This is a genomic window from Nitrospina watsonii (assembly GCF_946900835.1).
Classification (GTDB): domain Bacteria; phylum Nitrospinota; class Nitrospinia; order Nitrospinales; family Nitrospinaceae; genus Nitrospina; species Nitrospina watsonii.
On record NZ_OX336137.1, the window covers coordinates 2,105,490 to 2,123,968 of the forward strand.

The window sequence follows — 18,479 nt, forward strand, 5'->3', positions numbered from 1 at the left end:
CCATCCAAAAAAATTGATTCAGTTAAAGTTAGGATGCAAAAAGTGCAAGCCGGGTTTTTCTATTTCCCGGATTAAAAATCCCAGGGCTTTTTTAACGACATGACAAACCCTTTATCAATTTTACACTTGATCGGGGGGGATGGGTCAAGGTTTCTATGTGGCCCGAAAAGGCGGGCTCAACCCGTTCGGGCAGGGGAGTTTTCAGCGGTAACTCAATTCATGGAAGGGTGTGACGCCTTTCTGACCGTTGCGTTCCTTGTTGCGGCCGTTCCAGATGGCGAAGGCGACCGCCGTTTTCTGACCCTCGAACTGGGTGTCATTCTTATCTCCGGTTTTCAGCGTGCGCTTGAACACCACGCTCCAGCGGCTGTTGCTCCAGTTGCCGTAGCCATCCACATTCTGTTCGGCCTGCGTGGTGAGGGTGCTGAAGCCTTCGGCATTGAGGTCTTCCACCGGGGAATGCCGCAGGGTGTTGTCGGACAGGATATTGCCTGTGGCCCGGCCGGGGTTGTACACGCCTTCGTTTTTTCCCATGCCCGGATCGATGAAGGTCTGCCGTTCGGAGACATGCTTGCGCTGTTCGTCGGAAAGCTTGAGCCCGCCATCCGGTTCATAAATATAATAGCTGCCGGAGCCCATCGCCATGTACTGATACTGATCCTCGATGTCCTGCATCATTTCATTGCCGGCATAGCCGGCCCCTTCCTTATCCCACGTCGCTTTCCATTGCCAGATATTGACCGGCTCCCCTTCCCCGCCCATGGTGAACGGCGGCAGGGGACCTTGTTGATCGACGGGAAACATGATGGCCGCCTGGTCGCGGTACTGCTGCGACTGAACGAGGATGTCGTTGCGGGTGGCATCGACCCATTCCAGACGGATGGCGATGGATCGATCGTTCACCGCTGCCTGCACCATGACCCATTTCGTCGCCGGGTCCGGCCACATGGGATTGGTGATCATCTGCGGCAGCAGGTCGATCAGGTTTTGCTGAGGCTGGTTTTCACTGCGGGACCAGAAGGGGTCCATCGGGTTGAGCGGAATGGGCGTCTGCACGCGCAGGGCTTCAATGGTGACCGCACCGCCAGGGGTGGCGGCCATCACCAAAAGCCAAAAGCAACAAAACGCCCACAACGGGGCTTTCGAACTTGCCATGGACCTCTCCGGACGGAGGGGATTTGAAATGGGCGGCAATCCGGCCGATTCGAAAAAACGGGACTTACTTGATCGGCTCACACTCCGCCGGAGCATTGGCAATCAGGTCGTTTTCCATGCTGTACGACAACGACCGGTACTCGGGTTCTTCCACCTTGATGGGCTTCACGTCGAGCAGATAGCATTCGTTGTGAATGAACAGCGACAGAATGTCCACCAGATCCTTGTACAACCCACGCTCCGCCTTGCGCGACGTGAAAATCGAAAACAACGGCGTCCACCGGCCGAGATGGTTACGCAGGAATTTTTTCACGCTTTGCCGGATGATGGCGATCTTCTTTTCGTCGTGGTCGTTGGTGATGCCGTAGGCTTCCCGGAAACACAGGTAGCCCATGAACGCCAGTTCCACGGCGATGTGGTCCACGCGCTCCTTGCCACGACTTTTGGGGAATTCAAACCCGAACGTTTCATAAAATCCGCCCAACTGGATCAGAACGTCGGTCTGGGACTGGATGCCGCCCTCGGTGCCATACTGCATTTCGTAAGGCGGGCACTCCTGAGAAACCGCGTGGCCGAACACGCGGATATACTCCTGCTGTACCTGTTTGAGCGCCATGCGCGGCAGGTATTTGCCGAAACGATTGACGCTGTCTTTGGCCGTGCCCCAGTCTTCTTCATTCAGCAACAGGACGTCCAACGGCTCCAGAAGGGATTTCGGGCGAAAAAACTTGCGGTTCCACGGGTAGCTGAACGCATTCGACAGAATGTCGTAAACCCGGCCACGTGCCAGATGCAAAGACACCCGTTGCTCCTTGATTTCTTCCAGGCTCCCGGTTTCCCCGAACTTAACCAGGATGTCGTCCTGCTGTTTCTTGCTGACTTCTTTCGTCTCGGCCATGGAGTTCTTCTCCCTTTTATTTAGAATTCCGTGCCGGAACCGGGGAGTGCGCCCCGGCTCCGGCACGGCAGATGAGACCCGACTTAGAACGCACCAGGATGTTCTTCGGGACGGACGTAGAAAGGCTCTTCAACCGTGACACGGATGATCTCCTTACCCTTCCGGTTAAACCCGATGATGGTGTCGTTGTACATCTCGAACTTCTTGCCGTGAATATTGGTCTCGAAGATCTTCGGACCCGGCTCGCGCTTCCACTTGAAGATGATGCGCTGCGTCGTCCGGAACAACTGCAAGACACCCAAAAGATCCCGGTCCGGAACCATGTACTGATCGATCGAGTGATCCACGCCCGGTCCGAACATCTGCTGCGAATACGATCGCGGCACATGGCGGGACGGAACATAATACCCGTTCGGCTCCGTACCAAACTGCGGGTACAACGGCAGAGCCACTTTCCGGTCCTTGATCAGGTAGTACTGAGGATTGTCCGGATCGTGAGCCCATTCCCCGTTAGAACCGATTTTCACGAGGCCCTGAAGACGAATCTTGCCGACGCAAGCCGCCATACAACGGGTCTCCATCTGGTCACCCTCGGTCAAAGGATCCAGTCCTTCGATGCGCGGGTAACACGCGATGCATTTTTCCGAAATACGCGTCGTACCCCGGAACATCGGTTTCTTGTACGGGCACTGCTCCACGCACTTTTTGTATCCGCGGCAGCGGGACTGATCGATCAGTACGATCCCGTCTTCCTGACGCTTGTAGATCGCCTTGCGCGGGCACGCCGCCAGACAACCCGGATACGTGCAGTGGTTGCAGATCCGCTGCAGGTAAAAAAACCAGATTTTATGTTCAGGCAGAACCGACTTCACGCCGTTGTCGCCGCCAAACGTTCCTTCGCGCGACTGCGTGAACTCACGGCCGTGAGCGGTGTCTTCACCGAAGTTCGGGAAGCGCCACTCTTCGTCCGTCGGAACGTAACCGATCGCCTGCTGATTCAAGCCGATCTTGGCCGGCGCCTCGAAGATGGTCACACCTTCGTACACACCGTGAATCGCCTTGTTCGACGTCTTGCGAACGTTCCATACGTTCTGACCCGGATTCGACTGCTCCAGCATCTTCAGGATCTTCCAATCCCAGAACTGCGGATACCCGCCGTAAGGCTTCGTCTCCACGTTGTTCCACCACATGTACTCCTGGCCCTTCGAAAACGTCCAGGTCGACTTGTGCGCCATCGTGCATGTCTGACATGCAATGCAGCGGTTCGTGTTGAACACGAACGTGAACTGTTCTTTCGGATGCTTCTCTTCGTAAATGTAGGTCATCATGCGACCCAACTGCCAGTTATAGACTTCAGGCATCTTGTAACCTCCCTTATCACCACCGGCCGGGAAACAGCCGGGCTCCCTGGGTTGTCAATGCTCCATGCGGTCCTTAGATTTTAACAGACCGCAACGGTTAAAGTGAAATCCTTTATCAAGTATCAACCGGTTCCTGCCCGCAGCTCATAAACCTCGATACAGCGGTCGCAGGCCCCGTCTTTGCTTTCCCAGTCGGGAAAATCGATCTGGATGGCTTCGATCACCATTTCATCGCACACACTGGCCGGATCGTCCACCCAGTTGTAGGTCGGGAATTTGCACAACGGACAGGGCGAGCCCTGCAAGTGGATGTATTCCTGATCCTCGGCGGTAAAATCATCCGTGTAGTCGATGTATTTGCTGATCAGCGTTTCGAGGTCGGTGGCCATGGAAAGCAGTTCCTCGTGGGTGACCGTTTCCGTGTTCCACAGGCCCTCGAAAATGCCCCGGCGTTGTTCCTGGGGGATTTTGCGGTAGTAGTTGTCGAACTCGCGGTAACGCGCTTCTTTCGACATGACCGAGCGGATTTTCTTCTTGGCCAGCCGGGCGTCCACGTAAACGTTCCACAACAGGCGGAACCGCGCCGTGATCAGGTTCTTGACGGAAGGATTGCCGGGGATGAACGCATCCTCGTAATCGAACTCGGGATCCATCATGTCCCGGGCATGCATGAACTCGTGGATGAGAAACGCCTCGAGCTCTTCATGCTCCTCGGGGTTGGCAAAGCGGCTGGCCAGGACCCGCATCTCGATGACCGGCAGGCCGGAGACGCGGTTCAACACGTTGGACCCCTCGTCCACCTTGTTGATGGCCCGCTTGACCATGATTTCCTTGATTTTTTCTTCGAACTGGCGGGCGGAGTCTTCATACTCGACGGTGCGCTCGACCTCGTCGAGGCCGGACTCCGTGGACTCGTCTTCCAGAGAAGCCGGCTCCGCGTTCATGCCCACGGCTTCCGCTTCGTCGCCCGCGGCGGCATCGGCATCCTCACCTTCCGCCGACTCTTCCTCTTCTTCCGACGCGTCGGCAGGCGGACCGCCCCCGCGAAGCTCGGCGACCGTCGCCGGTTGGCGGGCGTCATGGCGTTTGCGTTTGGGAATCAAACCGCAGATTTCCAGGGCCTTCAACACGTGATCGCCCAGCAGCAGTTTTTCCCGGAAAAACAGTTCATTGACCTTTTCAAACGCTTCCTCCCGGTCGTCTTCCGGAAGTTCGTAGATCGGGTCAGCTAAAGAATGAAATTCATCGTACTCGGCCCGGAATCCGGACCGTTCCAAATGATTCAAATGGCGGAAAACGGATTCCTCCATCAATTGCGGACTATACGTAACTTTCATGGCCGTTCATTACCCGCGGAAGTGTTAAACCCTTCTATTTAAAAACCCAAAACCTGTTTAGTACCTGCGATTTTTATATATGCCGCTCGAATTGTCAAGGCATTATGGTCCGCTCCGGAATGCTTGAAAAAAGCCCCCCTGCCAAAAGGCCGGGGGCGGACTTCGATCTCGCTCCAAGCTATTTTTTCCGCTAGCGGAAACTCAAACAACCCCTTCTAATTCAATCTAGTACAGTCACTCATCCGAGGCCGTTCCGGATTGCGGCCCCTTGCCCCGACGATGCTCTCGCTGGGGAGTCGCAAACCGCGGCTCCCAAAATGTGCAGGGCCGGTTCCTTGCCCTGCGTCATGCCCGCCTTCCCACATTTTTTTATGGAGAGACGGCACCGCCGCCTCCTGCTTCCTGCGCCGTGTTTATTTTTTGTCGATGCGTTCGGCCATCTTGCGCATGTGCGCGATGGAGTCGATCAGCTTTTGCGGTTCGCCCAGTTCCTTGGCCACTTCTTCCGCCTTCACCAGGTAAGCCTCGCACTCGTCTTTCCGGGACTCGGTCAGGTTGAGCCGCGCCACGGTCATGTACAACTGCACCAGGTTTGGCATGTGCCGCAGTTCACGGAACAAGTCGGTCGCCTGCTGGAAATACGCATCGCCCTCTTCAAACAGACGTCCGCGGAATTTGAGATTGCCCATGAAGGTCAGGTCCTTCGCCATCCCCGCCTTGTCCCCGGCTTCCCGCGTGTATTCCAGCGCCTGCATGTAATGCTTCTCCGCTTCGGGGTGATTGCTGCGGCGGAAAAAATAGTTGCCGAGGCTGCGGTAACTTTCCGCCTGATCGCTTTTCCCCAGGTATTGAACGGACAGGTCCAACGCCTCCAGCAGGCTGGCTTCGGCCTTTTCGGTGTAGCCCTTTTCCATGTAAATATTGCCGATGTTGCGGAGGTCGATACACAGCTCTTTCGGGTCGTTCAGCTTGCGCGAGCACTCGAGCGCGGCCTTCGAATGCGGCTCTTCCTTGGCGCGTTCATTGAGGCCATTGTAGATGGTGGCCAGCGTGCGGTGATCGTAGCAGGCATTGCGGATGTCCTTGATGGCTTCCGCAATTTCCAGCGAGCTCTTGCAGTATTTTTCCGCCTGCTTCCAGTCTTCCTTCTGTAGATACAGATTGCACTGGTTGCGGTAGTCCTCGGCCATCTCGGGTTTGTTGTCCGCCTGCTTGTTGAGTTCCAGCGCCTGCAGGTAATACTTCTCGGCGCCCACCCAGTCGGTTTTCTGCAAACTCAGGTTGCCGAGGTTGCGGTAATCGCTGACCAGTCCCTTGGTGTGGTTGCGCTTGCGGTTGATCTTGAGCGACTGGTTGACCACCTTCTCGGCTTTCTCCAGGCGGTTGAGCATGAGCAGCACGTTGACGCGGTTGTTGTAGAGGTCGGGCAGGCCCGGATGCTCCTTGGACTGCGCCTCGCGGATGGCGATGGCCTGTTCGTACAACGTATCGGCCTTTTCCAGCTCCTGTTTCTGTTCGCAGATGCTGGCTAGATTCGCCAGCGTGGTGCTGCGTCCGCCTTCATCCTTGATGCGTTCCTGAATCGCCAGCGTGTCTTCCAGCGTTTTTTGCACCTGGTCGAGGTTGCTGGCGAGAAAGTAGATATTGCTCAACTCCTTGAGTCCGGCGATCTGGCGGGTGTCGTCCTTCTTGCTTTTGGCGTCTTCGATGTCCTTCAGGATTTCGGCTTCGCGTTTTTCCAACGTTTTAGGATGGCTGATGATGAACATCAACCGGTCCTGCACAATGGCCAACCCCTGCTGATCCTTGAGCGCCTCGTACATGGCCTGCGCCCGTTGCAGGCAATCCTCGGCCTTGTCAAACTCTTCTTTCTTGATGTAGATCTCACCCAGCGCTTCGTACTGCTGCGCCACGCCGGGCCGGTTCTCGAGTTTCTCCATGATCTCCAACGACTTCTCGTATTGCATGAGGGCCTTATCCCAGTTCTGCTTCAGGCTTTCCACCTTGCCGAGGTTGGCATACCCACGGGCCTCGCCCAGCTGATCCTTGAGGTCGATCATAAGCTTGAGCGACTGCTCGTAATAAGTGCCGGCCTGATCGAGATTCTTTTTATGGAGATGGATGACGCCGAGGCTGCCCAGCAGGTAGGATTTGCGTTTCTGATCCTGCTTCTCTTCCATGTACTCCAGCGCTTTCAGAAAATGCTCTTCGGCCTGGTCGAGGTATTCCGGTTTGCCGGACACGCCTTCCTGCAACAGCGTGCCGCCCAGGTTAGCGTAGCTGATGGCGATCGACTGCTTGTCGTTGAGGCCTTCCAGCACCGCCACGATTTTCTTGGTGATCTCGGTCACTTTGTCGAACCGCTGCGCCTGGTAAAACATCTCCTCCAGTTCCTGGTATTTCTGGATGAGTTCCTGCGTGCGGTTGTCCCGGGTCAGGCGTTCAATCTCCGGTCGCGCCGCTTCCTCTTTGGAGGCCAGGTATTCGGGATGGTGCCTGAGGCCTTTCAGCTTGTCCTCAATGGCGCTTAGTTTTTCCGCGTCCTCTTTTTGCGAGAGCAACGTGGCGCGCGCTTTTTCGAAACAGGTTTCCGCTTCCGCAAAATTCTTTTTCTGCACGGCGATGTTGCCCAGGTTCTCGTTGTAATGCACCTGCGCCGGCACGTTCTTGTCTTCCTCCACCAGCTTCAGAACGCGGGCGTACTGCTCCTGCGCCTTGTCGAGTTCGCCTTTATAGAAGTTGACGTGGCCCAGGTTGCCCAGAGTGTTTTCGATGCCCTTGCGGTCGCTGAGCTTTTCCATCAGTGAGAGCGATTCCGAGTAATACTCCTCCGCCTTGTCCAGCTGCTGGGTCTGGAAATTGAGATTGCCCAGGTTGCCGAGCACATAAGCCTGGCCGATGTCGTCGCCCGCCTGCTTCATGTGATCGAGGGCGGTCAGAAAATGGGATTCGGCTTCGCTGAGTTTGTTGTTCTGCAGGCAGGACAACCCCATCTTTTCATATTTACGGCCTTCGCCGCGGGGATCGTTCGTCTGGGTTTCCTTGGTTTCCATGCAACCTCTCACTGAGAATATTATGAAAAACACCCGGCATCCGGTTTCTACCAGCAGGCCGGATGTAAAAATTTGATTTATTTGGAATCAAAAGAGGATTATAGAGAGCCGGGCAAGGGGTGTCAACACAAGGTCCTCGCCGCCGCACCCGGCCGCCGCGGGGCACCGGGAAACACCGCAGGACAATTGACAGTCTCGCCGCCCCTCCCTATAATCGCCCGGAAATTCAAACCTGTACAAAGGCAAGCCTGTGACCGACCCCAAAACCTTTCTGGACGTCCTGGAGAAGCCCGGCAACGTGGCCTTTCCCGCCAGCCTCCAGGAAATCGAAAGCCTCAAGCAATCCCTGTCCAGCCTGAACCACGCCACCGAAGCGGGATCGGACTACTGGTTCACCGGCGATGCGCCCTCGGCGGCGACCACGCGCATCAAGCAATACCCCACCGGCCACCGCGTGTTTTACACCGGGCAGGGGCGGCGTTTTCTGATGACCGATCCGGAAGGCCACACCCTGCACGAAGCGGAATGGCAACCGCATCCGGAAACCGGCGAACCCCAATTCAAAAATGTGCGCATGCAGCTCGACTGCCGCCAGTGGGCGGGCATCCGGCCGCGCGCCAAAAAGTTTTCCAACCGCATCAACATCAGCAGCATGCCCGGCTGGGAACGCATGACCCTCGACGACCTGAGAAAAGGCGCGGCGCAGGCCTGGCGGGTGCCTTATTCCGAGGTGAAGTATTTTTACCACGACGAGAACTTCGTCCCTGCCGGCAAGGGCGAGTACGACGTGCAGTTGTTCAAGGACGGCCTTTACGTGCTGATCGACGGCGACTGGGAGAAGACGCTGTTCATCAGCTACATGTTCACCGTCAACTGGGACAGGCTGGATTTGATCCCGGTAGTCGAATTATTCCAGTCCACCCTGCCCGGCACCGGCGGCGCCGCGTTCGAGTTCATCTGGGGCCTGTACGAAGACCAGTCGCGGCAGGCGGACCTGCCGCCTTTGCGCTACCGCGGCCTGCCGACGTATCCGTCGAAAGAAGCGTTCAACATCTTCAACGCGTTTTTCGAGCCGAAGGGACCGAAGAGCGAGGACACGCTGAACGTGTTCATGGACCCCGACCGCTCGCACGAACTCGAATGGACGCCACGCGCCAACCCGCCCTGGCGTTACTTCAGCGACGAACACAAGATCAGCCTGTCGGTGCAGAACGGATTGCTCTACAAAGTTTCGGTGCAGGACGATCCCGTCGCCCTGCCCTACATCAACGCCGCGCGCGGCGGACGCGGCCCCTGCCAGCGCACGCTGGAAGTGATCGGCGACGCCCTCGTGCTGCACGACGGCCCGGAACGGCGCGACCTGCCGCTCGATCCCGCATGGAACATCACCAAGCAGGCCAGCCAGCCATTCACGCCACCGTCGCACCCGTTCGGCTGGCGGCATTTTTTCAGCGACAGCCTGCCTGCCGTCGATCCGCTGAAAGTGCTGTTCACCGTGCCCATCTATCCCGACGGCGACGCCGAGATTCACGAACCGACCCTGCAACCGATGGCGGTCGATCAGATCCTGCACTACATGGAACAGCACGCCGACATGGCGGAACGGCTGGAGAAAGTGAAGCGCGTGCTGGTGCACACCTTCGACACCGTCATCGCCGGGTGCATCGATTGCGCGCAGGCGCGGGAATACGTGGTGCTGTACAGCGATGCCGAGTTCGCGCAGAAGAACGCGCAGGAATTGTGGAATTACGCGGCGGCGCGCAACCAGTTGGAGAACGTGCGGCAGACCCGTTTCTTAAAGGAAGAAGATAACGTCGAGGCGGTGTATCAGGAGACCTACGACCTGATCTACAAATGGATTCCGTTTTTTTACCACACCGACCGCGACACCTGCGAAAAAATCCTGATGTCGGTGGTGCAGGCGCTCGCGCCCGGTGGCCTGGCGTTTCTGGTCGGCCCGTGGCCGCTCAAGGGATTGCTCGAAGCCTATGGCCTGCACGTGCTCAATGCCGACCGCATCGTCGAGATGCCCTTCTTCCAGCAACACCTCAAAATGTGCCCGGAAAACCAGGCCAACCCCGACGCCACCGTCTTCTTCGTCGAGAAGAAATAACAACCGGGAGCGCGCTCCGATCCCTCTTTTCCAAACACCTTTTCTTCTTCAAGATCCACCTTATACTTCCCCCTCCTTTCCAAGGAGGGGACTGAGGGGAGGTAATGGAGTTTCACTTCCTTCCTCACCCCAACCCGTCACTCCGTGAGTGCCCTTTGTAAAGGGGAGGGAGTATTCAAGCAGGCTCTCGTCTTCGATCCGTCACTCCAGCGCCCTTTGTATAAGGAGAGTCGGAGAAAAATAAAACATAGATTCTTCGCTTCGCTCAGAATGACCCGGCTGCGCCGGGAGGCGACAGGGTCGTGCCCAGTGGGTAGGCGAGCGCGGGTAGGTGGGCGTGTTTCCCAAAAGCAAAACATAGATTCTTCGCTTCGCTCAGAATGACCCGGCTGAGCCGGGAGCCAACGGAGACCGAGCCTGTCCGGTGAACGATGGTTTTAGGCTCGTTTGCCGCGGGCCACGCCCGCTGTCATTCTGAGGAGCCGGACAACTTCCGGGGAAACGGGTTGTATCGCGAATGGGCACTCGGATCATCGTTCGCTCACCGGACAATACCCCTCTTCCTCTCCCTATAAGGGAGGCGAAGAAGAATCTATGTTTTGCTTTTTCGTATTTGCAGGAACAGTTTGAACGCAGATAGCCGGCTGAGGTCTTGCACCTACTAAATCCACCCCGTCGCCACTCCCTGTAAGGGAGCTACATGATGACTTCGGGAGCCATCTGGCTTTGCGATTCGGGATGGTTGCGCACGTAGAGTTGCGGCAGGTCGTTGGTGCCGTAGTGGGTGATGTACAGATACACATGCTCGCGGGCATTGACGCGCAGCGCCCACGGATCGTAGTCGTCGCGGTAAAACTGCTCGTAACGCTGCATCGCTTCCGGGATGGACAGGCCGTTTTCCGGTGTGTAGTAGTAATCGAGCGCCAGGTCGTGCTCCGGGTTCCGTTGCACGTCGATCTTCGTCTCCTCCATCATGTCCCATACCGGTGCGTGTTTGTAGAGGACGAAGAAATACATCTCAACCGAGTGGATGATGTCCTGGTTCTCCAACAGGAAGCGGCGCGTGTCCTCGGCTTCCTCCTGCGTTTCGCTGGGGAACCCGAAGAAACCCATGACGTGACTCCAGATGCCGACGCGCTTGGCCTCGTTGAGGTTCTTGATGGCGACGTCGATCTTGGTATCCTTCTTGACCAGCTTGATGATGCGTTCGTTCGCCGACTCCAGCCCGAAATAAAGACTGCGGCAGCCGGATTTCGCCGCCATCTCCCAGCATTCGGGATCGAGCAGCGATTCCTCGAAGCGGATCAACGTGGTCCAGAACAGGTCGAGTTCCGCCTCGATCATCATCGGCGGCAGCTTGCGGAACAAGGCCGGCGGGAACGACTCGTCGGTGAACAGGATGTGCTTGGCCTGGTACTTGTCCTTCATCTGCTGGAGTTCTTCGATGATGCGATCGGCGTGCTTGGCGCGGTACTGGTCGATGTACCCGGCGCCGTGGTCGCAGAAGGTACACTTGCCCCAGTAACAGCCGCGCGTGCCGAGGTACGGCAGGATCTTGTCCGGCACAAAATACTTGTCGAACGGCATGCCGTCGAAATCCGGGATCGGCAACTCGTTGACGCGTTCGGTGTACAGTTTCTCGTTGACCTGCACCTGCCCCGTTTCGTCTTTCCAGATCAGGTTCGACACTTCGGACAAGGGCCGCCCGTCCTCCAGCGCCCGCACCAGCTCCACCAGCGCATGCTCGCCTTCGTAGGCGACGAGCGAATGGAAAGCGCGGTCGAAAAATTTGGGATTTTTGGCGATTTCGTTCTTCAGGCGGGTGGTGATGTTGCCGCCGACGGTGATGTGGATATCCGGGTATTTTTTACGGATGAGCTGGCAGAACGTCATGCCCGACATCAACTGCACCGGCGTGCCGATGGAGATGCCGATGATGTCCGGCTGCTCTTCCTCGATCGCCGGGTACAACAGGCGTTCGCACAGGTCGATGTAGATATTCACGTCGCGGTCGTGCGGCGCACGGAACAGGTCTTCCGACACCCAGGGCCGGTACACGTTCAGGTTGCTCTCCACCGGATAAAAATTGATCGACGCCGGGTAGTACGAGATGGAGATGAACTCCATCACCTCACGGAAAGAGTTGAGCGCCCATTCCAGCTTTTCCACTTCGTAGAACTCCGGCCCCCGGACGATTTCCTTGGCCCGGTCCACCTTTTCTGCATGGTGCGGAATGTCCACATAGGTGTACTGGATGAACACGTCCCGGAGCTGGCTCTCCTCGTCGGTCAGCCCTTCGCGTTGTTCCTTTTCCAACAAGCGGGTCAGACGAAGCTGTATCCGTTCCCGGACAAACTCCAGATAACCCTGCGTGAAGTAGTGATCGAAGGCCTCGACATTGATGTCCTTGAGCACGGTCGGAATGCCGTTCTCACGGAGCACCGCAGCGAGGCTGGGCAAGGCCAGATAGGGGGCGGTGGGCACCCACTCCGGCGGAAAAATGAGCATCACTTTTTTATTCATGGCCTGTCGGAAAGTATGAAGATCCGTGCCGCTCACGCCTCCGGGCGTTGACCGGAAAGGATTGGTTTATCAAGTGATTCCACTTCCTATTTTGTATCGGCCTTATGCTATCATATTTGGAAGTGAAATTCTGACTGTCGATCGAAATTTCAGGGAAAATATGGGGAACGCCGCATCCTGGCGCCGCTCTCTGCCACCCCACAGCCCGTCTCGGGTTTTGATACCGGAAGTCCAGGCAGTTGTGGTAGGATGGTTTCATCGGAATATCCCTGAGTTAACGGGTTGATTTGGGTCCCGTTGGCGCGACCGGAGGCGGCACGCACCGGCCCGGTTCGAAGCCGCCAACACCGTCTTAGAAGAGGAGTCGAATACAGAATCATGTCAGGAAAAGAGACCAGTCCAGAGATCAAAGCCAAAATCATGCTCGACGAAGCAAATCTGGCATTTTGCGAAACCGCCGAACGTAAAGACGAGCACGGAGACCGCAACCGCGAAGGCTCCGCCTGGGAACAGGGCAAGATGGACGGCGAGTTCGACGAAACCGATTACGAACGCATCCTCGATCTGCAACTGGAAGCGGCCAACATCTGCGACACGCATCCGGAACTGGAAGACAAGACCTCCGAGCTGTTCCAGAAAGTGACCGCCGACAACGCGGAGGAAGTCATTCAGGAAGTGATGGCCGATCCCGATATCCGGGACCTGGCGCGCATCGCCGTCACCATCTTCCTGTTGCGCTTTCCGACGGTGCAGTCGTTCGTCAACAAGGGCCATCCGCTGGTGCTGGCGACCGACGAATACATGCTGGAGAACGCCGATGCCCAGAACTGGCACGATTACAAAAATATCGCCCAGGACATGGGGTGTGATCCCGCCGATTAAGCTTCGCCCCGCATAGGTCTGCCATGTCGCTCCGTTACCGCCTCAACAAGGAAATGTTCAAGGGCAAGAAACTGCCCCCGAAGATCCGTACCAACGAGGACCACATCTCGCCGGATCAGCGCGGCGATCTGTCTTCCACGGATACGGAATTCGATGCGGTGCATCGCTTCAAGGAAGCGATCAAGCGGCCCATCGAGGAGTCCGGGTTTTCGCGCCGCGGCCTGTTCTCGCACCTCAACAAGCTGAAGGAATACTCGGACGAGTCGGAACGCATCGAGGCCGGCCACCTCCCCGCCAAAAAGAAAAAACGCAAGAAGAAGAAAAAGGCAAAGGCCGGAGAGGAAACGGCGGAGACCGTCGAAACCGGAATCTCCGAAACCACGGTCGATGCGGGCACGGAAGCAACCACCGCAGACGCCACCGTAGAGATCCCGCCCGATGCGGCGGTCGAAGAAGAACCGAAACCGAAAAAAGGATTCTTCCGCCGCGTCAAAGAATATTTTTATCCGGCGCTGGAAGAGGCAACGCCCAAGTCGAAACCCAAATCCCAAAAACCGGCGAAACCGCTCACCCCCGGAGACATCGAAGACGGTGTGGTGACCGCGGAAGGCGACGCGGGTCTGGAAGAAACCGATGCCGCGCCCGACACGGCGCATGAGGCGGAGGAAGAGGAACGCGATCCGGACGACAAGGAGATGGACCGGCGGTTCATGTTGCGCCAGAGCGTCCACTTTTTCGCCAAGCCGACGGTGGACAGCATCCAGGGCAAGATCGACCGCGTCAACACGGCCTTCGACAAAATCACCAAACGCCCGCCCCTGCTCCGGCCTCCGGGTGCGTTGTCCGAACGCGAGTTTCTGAATGCCTGCACGCGGTGCAGCGACTGCGTCAACGCCTGCCCGAAAGACGCCATCCAGAAAGTGCCGAAGAAGATGGGTTTCCTCATCATGGACACGCCGTACATCGACCCGGCCAAGGTGCCCTGCGTCATGTGCGACGGGTTGCCGTGCATCGCCGCCTGCGAGGAAGGCGCGCTCTTGCCGGTGCCGGGCGGTCCCCGCGACGTCGAAATGGGCTACGCCATTCTGGACAAGAAAAAATGCCAGGCCTACGGCGATACGTTTTGCCAGCAGTGTTTGATCGATTGCCCCATTCCCGGCGCCATCACCCAGGACCGGGAGATGCGCCCGACCATCCACAAGGACGTCTGCACCGGCTGCGGCGTGTGCGTGCGCTCCTGCGGCACGGTCAACATCCCCGTCGCCATCAAGGTCAAGCCGCAGATGGTCATCGAACACCAGCAGCGCAAACGGGAACGTGAAAAGCAACAGGCGGAAATGGAAGCGCGACGGCAACAGTTGAAAGCCGAACAGGCCCGGCAACAGACCGCCACCGCCACGGAAGAATTGACCGGGGACGCCACCGCCGACGATGCCCTTCCGTCCGACACCCGTTCCAGCGAGGAATGATCCCTCAACCGCAACCGCCATTTCCATAAACGGCGCCAAACCACCGTCTGCGCCGCAATTATCCCCTTGCAACTGCGGGGCAATTTGAGTAACGTGTTGGCTTCAATTTTTCAGCTATTTAAACCGATTCCGCAACCGCCCTCATGACCCAGAAATTCCAAAGAACTCACCATTGCAATGCCTTACGGGAAGCCGACCTCGACCACACCGTCACCCTGTGCGGCTGGGTCCACACCCGGCGCGACCACGGCGGCCTGATTTTTATCGACCTGTGGGACAAACACGGGCTGACGCAGGTGGTGCTGAATCCGCAGATCGACCAGCTCGCGCACCAGGAAGCGCAGTCGCTGCGCGGCAACTACGTCATCGCCGTCACCGGCACCGTGCGCAAACGCCCGGAAGGCATGGTCAATTCCAAGCTCGCCACCGGCGCCATCGAAGTCTATGTCGCCGACCTCGCCATCCTGAACAAATCCGAAACGCCGCCGTTTCCGGGCTGGGACGAGGTCGAGGTTTCCGAAGCGCTGCGCCTCAAGCACCGCTATCTGGACCTGCGCCACCCGGACCTGCAACGCAACCTCAAACTGCGTTACAACATCACCCGCGTCGTGCGCAACGCGCTGCACGAGGAAGGCTTCACCGAAATCGAGACGCCCATGCTCACCAAGAGCACGCCGGAAGGCGCGCGCGACTACCTGGTGCCGAGCCGCCTCAACCCGGAAAAGTTCTACGCGCTGCCGCAGTCGCCGCAGTTGTTCAAACAGATTCTGATGGTCTCCGGCTTCGACCGCTATTTCCAGATCACCAAATGTTTCCGCGACGAGGATTTGCGCCAGGACCGCCAGCCGGAGTTCACCCAGATCGACATGGAGTTGTCATTCATCGACGAGCCGCAACTGTTCCAGCTGATCGAGTCGATGATGAAGACGGTCTATAAGGAAACCAAAGGCATCGACATCCCGACGCCGTTCCCCATCCTCAAATACCAGGACGCCATCGACCGCTATGGCTCGGACAAGCCGGACCTCAGGTTCGATCTGGAGATCGTCGATCTCTCAAAAGAAGTCGAAGGCACCGATTTCAAAGTGTTCGCCGAGGCGCTCAAGAACGGCGGGCAGGTGCGCGCGCTGAACGCCAAGAAAAGTTCGGAGGCGCTGTCGCGCAAGGTGCTGGACGATCTGACCGAAGTCGCGAAAACTTACGGTGCCAAGGGTATGGCGTGGATCAAGGTCAACGCCGACGGCTTGCAGTCGCCCATCGCCAAGTTCTTCAAGAAGGAAATGCTGGATGCGATGATGGCCAAACTCGGCGCGGAGGTGGGCGACACCATCGTCTTCGCCGCCGACACGCCACGCATCGTCGCCGACTCGCTGGCGCACCTCCGGCTCGCCATCGCCAGGCACCTCAAGCTGATCGACGACAACCTCATCCGCTTCGCGTGGGTGACGGAGTTTCCGCTGCTCGATTGGGACCCGGCGGAAAAACGTTACGTCGCCATGCACCATCCGTTCACCTCACCCATGGAAGAAGACCTGGGCAAAATGGAATCGGACCCCGCATCCATGCGGGCGCGCGCTTACGATCTGGTGCTGAACGGCAGCGAGATCGGCGGCGGCAGCATCCGTATCCACAATCAGGACGTGCAGGAAAAAATGTTCGGCCTCCTGGGCATCAATAAGGAAGAGGCGCAGGCCAAGTTCGGTTTCCTGCTGGAAGCCTTGCAGTACGGCGCACCGCCGCACGGCGGCATCGCCTTTGGGCTCGACCGCATCGCCACAATCCTCTGCGGGGCGGCGAGCATTCGCGACGTCATCGCCTTCCCCAAAACGCAGAAGGCGACGTGCCTGATGACGCAGGCTCCCTCCGCCATCGAGCCCAAACAACTCAAAGAACTCAAACTCAAATTCGACCTGTCCTGACCGCGCCACGCGCGGAGGGCCCCACCTCGTGGGCAGGAAATGGGCCTACTGCCCTCCTTGCAAGCGATGGTCCGTGGGCGCGGCCCCACCTCATGGGGAGAAAATGGGCTACTGCCCTCCTTGCAAGCGATGGTTCGTGGGCGCGGCCCCACCTCGTGGGGAGAAAATGGCCTACTGCCCTCCTTGCAAGCGATGGTTCGTGGGCGCGGACTGCTCCCGATCCAACCGACTGCCCACGCCGTAGGCCTATCAATTCCCCGTAAAATCCTTATAATGGGGCCGCGTCCTGACCGCATCCGTCACCCTGCATGCAGAAGGAGTGTCCCGATGAAATCCAATACTTTTTTCAAAATCGTCTGCCTGCTCGGGATCGTCCCGTTCTGGCTGGCCTGCGCGCAGACGGGTCCGTGGACCATGACAAAAGGCCCTGCGTCCTCGGAAAAGGTGGAAACCTCCAAACCCACCCCCAGCACGGCAAAACAAAAATCCGATTCCGTCACCGCGCTCAAGAAAAAATTTCCCGGCGATGAAGCGTTTGAGGAGAAATCAACGGAATCGCTCTCACCATCGAAGCCAAAACTAGAAGAACCCGAGCACCCCACGGTTTCCGCTGAAATCGAATTGTTTGAAAAACCGCAAGTCGAGGAACCTATTTTCGAGGAACCCGAGTTCGAACAACCGGCGGTGCATGCGCCGAGCGGCACCGTCGAAGCGGGCGCGACCATGCCTATTTTTGAAGACGAGGCCAAGCAGCAGAAAGGCTTCGTGGTCACCAACGTATTTTACGGGACCACCCGCAAATACACCGGCGTGAAGATCTCACCCAAGTTTTACGGGGGCGATGCGGGCGAGACGCTGGAGTACGGCATCGCCACCATTTCCGTGCCGACCGATCCACAGATGCGCAGCAAGGGCAGCCTGACCACGCCGCTCACGATCTTTGAAATGCAGTTGGAAGAAGAAGACCCGAAGAAGCACGTCATCCTCACCAAGGCGGGGAGGTTGAGCAAGGACGTGTTTCTCCAACGGTTGAATGGCAACCTGACCGATCACCCGGCGATGCTGGTGTTCGTGCACGGCTTCAACAACACCTTCGAGTACGCCGTGCAGCGCGCCGCGCAACTGGCATACGATCTGGAATTCGACGGCACCTCGGTGGTGTTCAGCTGGCCGTCGAACGGTCAGGCGCAGGATTACATCAAGGACGCCAACCGCATCCGTGCCGCCGCCATCGACCTGCGCCTGTTTCTGAAAACCCTGCATCAGGGCACGGAGGCAAAATCGGTGTACCTGGTGGCGCACAGCATGGGCAGCGTGGCGCTCACCAACGCCCTGCATGATCTGGCGCTGGAGATGAAAGAACGGCAGAAACCGATTTTCAAGGAAGTCATCCTGGCCGCGCCGGACATCGACCAGGTCGAGTTTGCAAAACTGTTCGCCGAGTTCAAACGCATCACCGAACGCACCACGCTGTATGCATCGAGCCGCGATCAGGCGCTCATCATTTCGCGCGAGGTCAACGGCTACCGCCGCGCCGGCGACTCCAGCGACGGCATCCTCACCCTGCCGGGGCTGGACTCCATCGACGTCTCACGCCTCGACACCAACCTGATCGGCCATTCCTACTTCGGCGACAACAAATCGGTGATCTCGGACATCTACCGGTTGATCCGCGGCAGTCCCATTTACCAGCGCGGCAAACTGGTGAAACGCTCGATTGCGGGACTGACCTTCTGGGAGTTCATTCCGTAAAGAGTTTCGCATCCGAC

General features: G+C 57.8%; 11 protein-coding genes. 5 read left to right on the plus strand and 6 right to left on the minus strand.

Going from position 1 to position 18,479, the window contains the following annotated elements; all coding sequences use genetic code 11:
- Positions 1–201: 201 nt before the first annotated feature.
- The 5 genes from QML71_RS09750 to QML71_RS09770 all read right to left on the minus strand — a co-directional run bounded on the left by QML71_RS09750 (position 202) and on the right by QML71_RS09770 (position 7,804).
- A complete protein-coding gene (locus QML71_RS09750) occupies positions 202–1,155 on the minus strand; it encodes an ethylbenzene dehydrogenase-related protein (protein WP_282011731.1) in 954 nt (317 codons plus the stop codon).
- A gap of 64 nt (positions 1,156–1,219) precedes the next feature.
- On the minus strand, positions 1,220–2,053 hold the full coding sequence (locus QML71_RS09755; protein WP_282011732.1) for a TorD/DmsD family molecular chaperone: 834 nt from the start codon (positions 2,051–2,053) through the stop codon (positions 1,220–1,222).
- Between the two features lie 83 nt (positions 2,054–2,136).
- On the minus strand, positions 2,137–3,414 hold the full coding sequence (locus QML71_RS09760) for a 4Fe-4S dicluster domain-containing protein (protein ID WP_282010529.1): 1,278 nt from the start codon (positions 3,412–3,414) through the stop codon (positions 2,137–2,139).
- A 122-nt stretch (positions 3,415–3,536) separates the two neighbouring features.
- Positions 3,537–4,751, minus strand: coding sequence for a hypothetical protein (locus QML71_RS09765; protein WP_282011733.1), 1,215 nt, complete (start codon positions 4,749–4,751; stop codon positions 3,537–3,539).
- A gap of 413 nt (positions 4,752–5,164) precedes the next feature.
- A complete protein-coding gene (locus tag QML71_RS09770; RefSeq protein WP_282011734.1) occupies positions 5,165–7,804 on the minus strand; it encodes a tetratricopeptide repeat protein in 2,640 nt (879 codons plus the stop codon).
- Between the two features lie 250 nt (positions 7,805–8,054).
- Between QML71_RS09770 and QML71_RS09775 the strand changes: the two genes are divergently transcribed.
- Positions 8,055–9,917, plus strand: a complete 1,863-nt coding sequence (locus QML71_RS09775; protein WP_282011735.1) for a hypothetical protein — start codon at positions 8,055–8,057, stop codon at positions 9,915–9,917.
- A 696-nt stretch (positions 9,918–10,613) separates the two neighbouring features.
- On the opposite strand, the gene QML71_RS09780 is transcribed toward QML71_RS09775, so the two are convergent.
- Positions 10,614–12,440: a B12-binding domain-containing radical SAM protein gene (locus QML71_RS09780; protein ID WP_282011736.1), complete on the minus strand. Its 1,827-nt coding sequence runs from the start codon at positions 12,438–12,440 to the stop codon at positions 10,614–10,616.
- 378 nt (positions 12,441–12,818) lie between these two features.
- Here QML71_RS09780 and QML71_RS09785 point away from each other — a divergent pair, with 378 nt between their 5' ends.
- From QML71_RS09785 to QML71_RS09800, 4 genes are all read left to right on the plus strand, one after another.
- Entirely contained in the window at positions 12,819–13,322 is a 504-nt protein-coding gene (locus QML71_RS09785; protein ID WP_282011737.1) for a hypothetical protein, read from the plus strand.
- Positions 13,323–13,345: 23 nt separating this feature from the next.
- Positions 13,346–14,791 (plus strand): 4Fe-4S dicluster domain-containing protein, encoded by a 1,446-nt coding sequence (locus tag QML71_RS09790; RefSeq protein WP_282011738.1) that lies wholly within the window; start codon positions 13,346–13,348, stop codon positions 14,789–14,791.
- 143 nt (positions 14,792–14,934) lie between these two features.
- Complete coding sequence (gene aspS / locus QML71_RS09795) at positions 14,935–16,710, plus strand: aspartate--tRNA ligase (protein ID WP_282011739.1); 1,776 nt, start codon at positions 14,935–14,937, stop codon at positions 16,708–16,710.
- Positions 16,711–17,037: 327 nt separating this feature from the next.
- Positions 17,038–18,462, plus strand: coding sequence for an alpha/beta hydrolase (locus QML71_RS09800; protein WP_282011740.1), 1,425 nt, complete (start codon positions 17,038–17,040; stop codon positions 18,460–18,462).
- The last annotated feature ends 17 nt before the right edge of the window (positions 18,463–18,479 follow it).